Source organism: Wolbachia pipientis, assembly GCF_023661085.1.
Lineage (GTDB): Bacteria > Pseudomonadota > Alphaproteobacteria > Rickettsiales > Anaplasmataceae > Wolbachia.
On the sequence record NZ_JAHDJT010000098.1, the window covers coordinates 1 to 5,306 of the forward strand.

Annotated in this window: 5 protein-coding genes; 1 reads left to right on the forward strand and 4 read right to left on the reverse strand. The window is 38.2% G+C overall.

Features of this window, described 5'->3' with window-relative positions:
* Positions 1–149: 149 nt before the first annotated feature.
* Complete coding sequence (gene glyA / locus DM84_RS04680; protein WP_250778715.1) at positions 150–1,427, reverse strand: serine hydroxymethyltransferase; 1,278 nt, start codon at positions 1,425–1,427, stop codon at positions 150–152.
* A gap of 56 nt (positions 1,428–1,483) precedes the next feature.
* Complete coding sequence (locus DM84_RS04685) at positions 1,484–2,695, reverse strand: MFS transporter (protein ID WP_250778716.1); 1,212 nt, start codon at positions 2,693–2,695, stop codon at positions 1,484–1,486.
* A gap of 293 nt (positions 2,696–2,988) precedes the next feature.
* Between DM84_RS04685 and DM84_RS04690 the strand changes: the two genes are divergently transcribed.
* Positions 2,989–3,492, forward strand: coding sequence for a hypothetical protein (locus DM84_RS04690; RefSeq protein WP_250778717.1), 504 nt, complete (start codon positions 2,989–2,991; stop codon positions 3,490–3,492).
* Between the two features lie 61 nt (positions 3,493–3,553).
* Here DM84_RS04690 and DM84_RS04695 read toward each other — a convergent pair whose 3' ends face one another.
* Together DM84_RS04695 and DM84_RS04700 are read right to left on the reverse strand one after the other, a co-directional pair.
* Entirely contained in the window at positions 3,554–3,871 is a 318-nt protein-coding gene (locus DM84_RS04695; RefSeq protein ID WP_250778718.1) for a DMT family transporter, read from the reverse strand.
* Between the two features lie 55 nt (positions 3,872–3,926).
* On the reverse strand, positions 3,927–5,120 hold the full coding sequence (locus tag DM84_RS04700) for a pyridoxal phosphate-dependent aminotransferase (RefSeq protein ID WP_250778719.1): 1,194 nt from the start codon (positions 5,118–5,120) through the stop codon (positions 3,927–3,929).
* Between the last annotated feature and the right edge of the window lie 186 nt (positions 5,121–5,306).

Consider the following 5,306-nt stretch of genomic DNA (forward strand, 5'->3'; position numbering starts at 1 on the left):
ACCCTAAGTTTTTTGTCATTAACCTGCACAGATTGCGAAGATAAATAAATAGCTTCAGTATCATTATAAGGGTAACGGCGGAGGTTGTCAAGTAGTTTTTTGTTCTGTTTCTATGAACTACTCGGATGACATCATATAAATTGCTAGAGTTAATAAATAGGAAAATCATTACAAATCTTTTCAACTTTACTTTTTACTGTTTTTTCGACATTTAAGCTATTTTTGCTGATTAGTCCTTGAGCTATCTCATTTATTAAGTCTGCTATTTCTTTAAAATTTTCTGCCCCAAGTCCACGTGTTGTTTCAGCAGCAGTGCCAAAACGCAGCCCTGAAGTGATGGTTGGCTTCTCTGTGTCAAATGGTACAGAGTTTTTATTGCAGGTAATACCAGCCCTTTCAAGGCTATCTACAACGTCTTTTCCGGTCAATTTCTGTGGTCTTAAGTCAACTAGCACTATATGAGAGTCAGTGCCACCGGTTATAATGCTCAGTCCATGCTCTTGCAGCGTTTGAGCTAGTACTTTTGCATTCTCCACAACTTTTCTGCTATAAGTTTTAAACTCTGGCGCTAATGCTTCTTTAAATGCAACAGCTTTTGCAGCTATTACATGCATAAGCGGCCCACCTTGTAGCCCTGGGAAAACCGCTGATTGAATTTTTTTATGTAACGTTTCATCATTCGTCATTATTACTCCACCCCTAGGACCACGCAGAGTTTTGTGAGTCGTAGAAGTCATAACATGCGCATATCCAGCAGGTGATGGATATTCACCCGCTGCAATAAGTCCCGCATAGTGAGCAATATCAGCAAGCAAATATGCACCAACTTTATCCGCGATTTCGCGAAAACGCTTGAAGTTTATCTTTCTTGGATAAGCGGAAGCACCAGCTATGATTAGTTTTGGCTTATGCTCAAGTGCCAGCTTTTCTACCTCGTCCATATCGAGCAGATAAGTGTCTTTGCTGACTGCATACTGAATCGACTTAAACCATTTACCAGAGAGGCTTGGTGCTGCACCATGAGTTAGGTGTCCACCGCAACTTAGCGATAATCCAAGTATCGTATCGCCCGGAGTAAGCAATGAAGCAAACACTGCTTGATTTGCCTGAGAACCAGAATGAGGTTGAACGTTCGCAAATTTAACACCAAACAGTTTACAGAACCTCTCTATAGCTAGACTTTCGACCTCATCCACATATTCACAACCACAGTAATACCTTTTCCCTGGATAACCTTCCGCATATTTATTAGTCAGAAAAGAGCCTTGTGCCTCCATCACTGCTTTACTTGCAAAATTTTCTGATGCAATCAGTTGCAGTTGCGACCTTTGACGCTGCAATTCCTTCTCTATAGATTGATAAATTTCGTCATCAAAAGACTTTAAACCATTTCTAAGACTGCAGATTTTTTCCGAAACACTTGCCATAGATCAAACTTCGTTTAACTCAATGATATTAAAATGTATGTTCGCTACAAGCAATTTTAAGATCGTTTTTTTAACCACACAAAACCAAAAGCAGCCAAGAGTAGACATATAGGAATAATCGATATTGCTTTTACCAGCAATCCAGCACCATACACAGGATTTCCTTGTATTATCATTCCGTCCCAATACAAATCTACTATTTTTGCGATTCCAACGTGAAAAAAATAGCCAAAAACCATAACTATCATATTTGATACGGCCGTAGCCAAGCCCACCAAGTTATTGCTTACATAACTTATTGCTTTGTAAATGGTAATTACCTGATATCCAGATGCAAAGCCGATAACAAGAAGCGCAGGCAGCACAACATATAGGCCACCAGCTCGTGTAAAAAGCAAAAGGAAGCTAGCGATCATTGCAAAAGAACACGCAATAATTACTTCGTAATGCCTGTTTGGACATTTTTCCAGCAGGTAAGCCAAAAAGAATGCTCCAGCTCCCATACCTATAAACATGAGAGAAGAAAGCGAAGACGCTAGATCTCCGGTCATTTGATACATCTCACACAAGAATGCTTTTGCCCAGCCATCAGCAAAACCTTCTAATGGACCAACCATTAGGCCACCAAAAAAGCTGATCAGAATGATATGTTTGTTGAAGAGCACAGTTTTCAAATCTTGAAGTACATTGTCACTTGCATTCTCTTGTGCATTACTGCTTGGCGTTACAAAGAATAACAGCAAAGCAAGCAAACAACCAAACGCTGAGAAGGTATAAATAACATAGTCCCAACCAAATTTATCGAGTAAGAAGTCCAAGGGTAATCCACCATAAATAGCTCCCAGTAGCCCTATTATTATAGATAAACTGGCCATTCTTGCTGATTTTTCTTGTGAAAAATACATGCTTGCAACTTTAAAGATCCCAATTGCCGAAGCAGACGATCCAATTCCAACGATTATTCTACCGAATATTGAGTAATACCACTCATTGAAGCATATAAGCGGTAGTGTTCCAACAAATGTTAAAATAGTGCATATAGGCAAAACAAGTTTTGGGCCAGATCTGTCAAGAAAAAGACCAACAGGTATGTGAGCAACCGTATAGCCTACATAATACAGCCCACCAAATTGACCAACATCTGTAACACTTATTTTAAACTTTGTTATTAATTCAGGTGCGATTATATTCGGGATCACACGTAATATGTATTGGTATGCATAAAATAGGGATGCTAGCAACCATATTAAAAAGTTTCTTTGTAGCATCAACCTCACCTTAAATTCAAAATCATAGGTTTATAAAAAATAGCTTTTTACAAATTTTTAATTTGCTAAAACTTAGTATAGTTAAATTTATAGCAAATGAGCAACTATGTATCAACTAAATTTTCCAGCACTAGCTGCTTGAACATGAAGAGGGCATTTCTAAAAATGGGAACAATTATATTTAAAATAGTATAATTTTTGATAAAGCCTAGTATCAGAAACGTTCTAGTTAACTCAATGTTAACCTTTCCGCATGTATAATGGTCAATATAACGTCAAGCAAAGGTGAGCCAATGAGTACAAGCACAAAAAACAACACGCTACAAAATTACCTAACAAAATACATCGAGCAAACGTTTGCTGCTCATACGGGTAACAGATATGATAAACTATATAGAGAACTTTTAAGCAAAGTAGAAGAGACAATAAAGCTAGCTGTAAGCAAAGCAAAACATTTAGACATTAGTCTAGAGAGTGTATATGGAGAGTTAACATCCAATAAAAAACTACTTCACGCTATTGCTAAGCAGCAAGTGTCGACATTTTTGGATACCCACCAAACAAAAAAGGGAATCGTCGAGGGATTTAGCAAACATAATATCAACGAAAGTGATTTAAAGATTCTGGAGGAAGGAAAAGGTTTGGTGAAAAAAATAAATGATATTAATTTAATCCAGCAAAATGAAGAAAATAAGTTAAACATCAGCAATATACTTGCCCAATCAATAGGACATCCTTCTTCACAAATTAAGGAATCTGAGGTGACTTCAGTAAATATCCTCGACGTGGTAAAATAGACAATTTATGAGCGTCTATTTATCTCAATTCCCGGCATATTCACACCTAGCCTTTAGCTGCCTATTTGGTAAACACTTTTAAGCCTATAATACCCAGCACTACCAAAACAATAGAAAATAAACGCCCAAGATTCACTGGATCATTAAAAAATATTACTCCTACCACCGCTGCGCCTGTAGAACCTATACCAGTCCAAACTGCGTAGGATGTTCCAAGGGGAATAGACTTCATTGCTACTGATAGCCAGTAAAGGCTTGCAGGAGCACAAACTAAAATAATTACCACAGGCGTCATGCGGGCAAAACCATCACTATACTTTAGCGCCGTCGTCCACACAACTTCAAGTAAGCCAGCTAATAATAAATATAACCAGGCCATAAATTAGTTCCTTGCTACTGACATACGAAAACATTACACATGAGAATGCAGAAAGTCAACTTAGTGTTTCGCATGCTTTAATAATACTGTTGCATCCAATTTCTAGTTGTTCCTGAGAGGTTGCATAAGAAATTCTGACAAAATTTTCAAGGCCAAACGCAACTCCTGGAACTACGGCGACTAAATGGTCCTCCAGCAAGTATTCAGTAAAATCAAGGTCGTTATTTATTACTTTACCATTTTTTGTGCTCTTACCCAACAAGCCTTCGCACGAAACGAACAAATAGAACGCACCTTGCGGAGTAGATGCTGATAGTCCTGGAGCAGAACTTAGCTTCTCTACCACAAAATCTCTACGACTCTTGAAAATTCTCGTTCTTTCCTTCAAAAAACCATGATCGCCGCTTAAAGCTTCAACTGCTGCTGCCTGCGCTATCGAATTTGGGCTAGAAGTGCTCTGAGACTGCAGCGCAGAAATGGCTTTTATTACATTACTTTTACCTGCAATATAACCTATTCTCCAGCCTGTCATCGCGTAAGCTTTCGATACCCCATTAACCACAAAAACCCTATCATAAAGCCTCGGTTCAACCTGGGCAATAGTAAAAAACCTCTCATCGTATGCTATATGTTCATAAATATCATCTGTAACAACGTTCACGTGAGGACATTCAAGCAATACTTGTGCTATGTCTTTCAGTTCATCATATGTATACACAATTCCTGCTGGGTTATTCGGTGAATTAAGGATCAGCCACTTGGTCTTTTTGGTTATCTTGCTTTTTAACAATTCTGGTGTTAGCTTGAAGTTTTGCTTGCACTTTGCTACAACCGGCAGACCACCAAAAAGACTTACCATATCAACATATGAGACCCAATAAGGGGCTGGAATTATAGCTTCATCTCCAGGGTTAATCGTTGCCATAAATAAGTTAAACAACACCTGTTTAGCGCCGATACCAACGCAGATTTGATTAAATGTGTATTCGAGATTGTTATCCCTTTTTAACTTATTGATTATCGCTTCTTTAAGTTCATGTGTCCCATCAACAGCAGTATACTTAGTTTTACCTTCGTTTATTGCTTGAATAGCTGCTTTTTTTACATGGTCTGGAGTGTCAAAGTCCGGCTCTCCTGCAGCTAAAACGCAGATATTTTTCCCCTCGCCTTTCAGTCTATTTGCCTTATCGGTTACAGCAATCGTAGGTGATGGCTTTATTAGGGACATTCTTTCTGCAAGGTCTGACATAATCTCACCAAAATTAAATCAAAATGATAAACCCCACACAACAAAAAAGCCAGAAATTTTGTTAGCAGCGTATGTCATCCAGTAGAAAAAAACTACTTGACAAATTTTGTCTGTCCTGCTACTATAAAAGCAAGGGTATTTTTGACTCAAAACTTGTTTTTGATCTGCAGGCTCAATGACAAAATT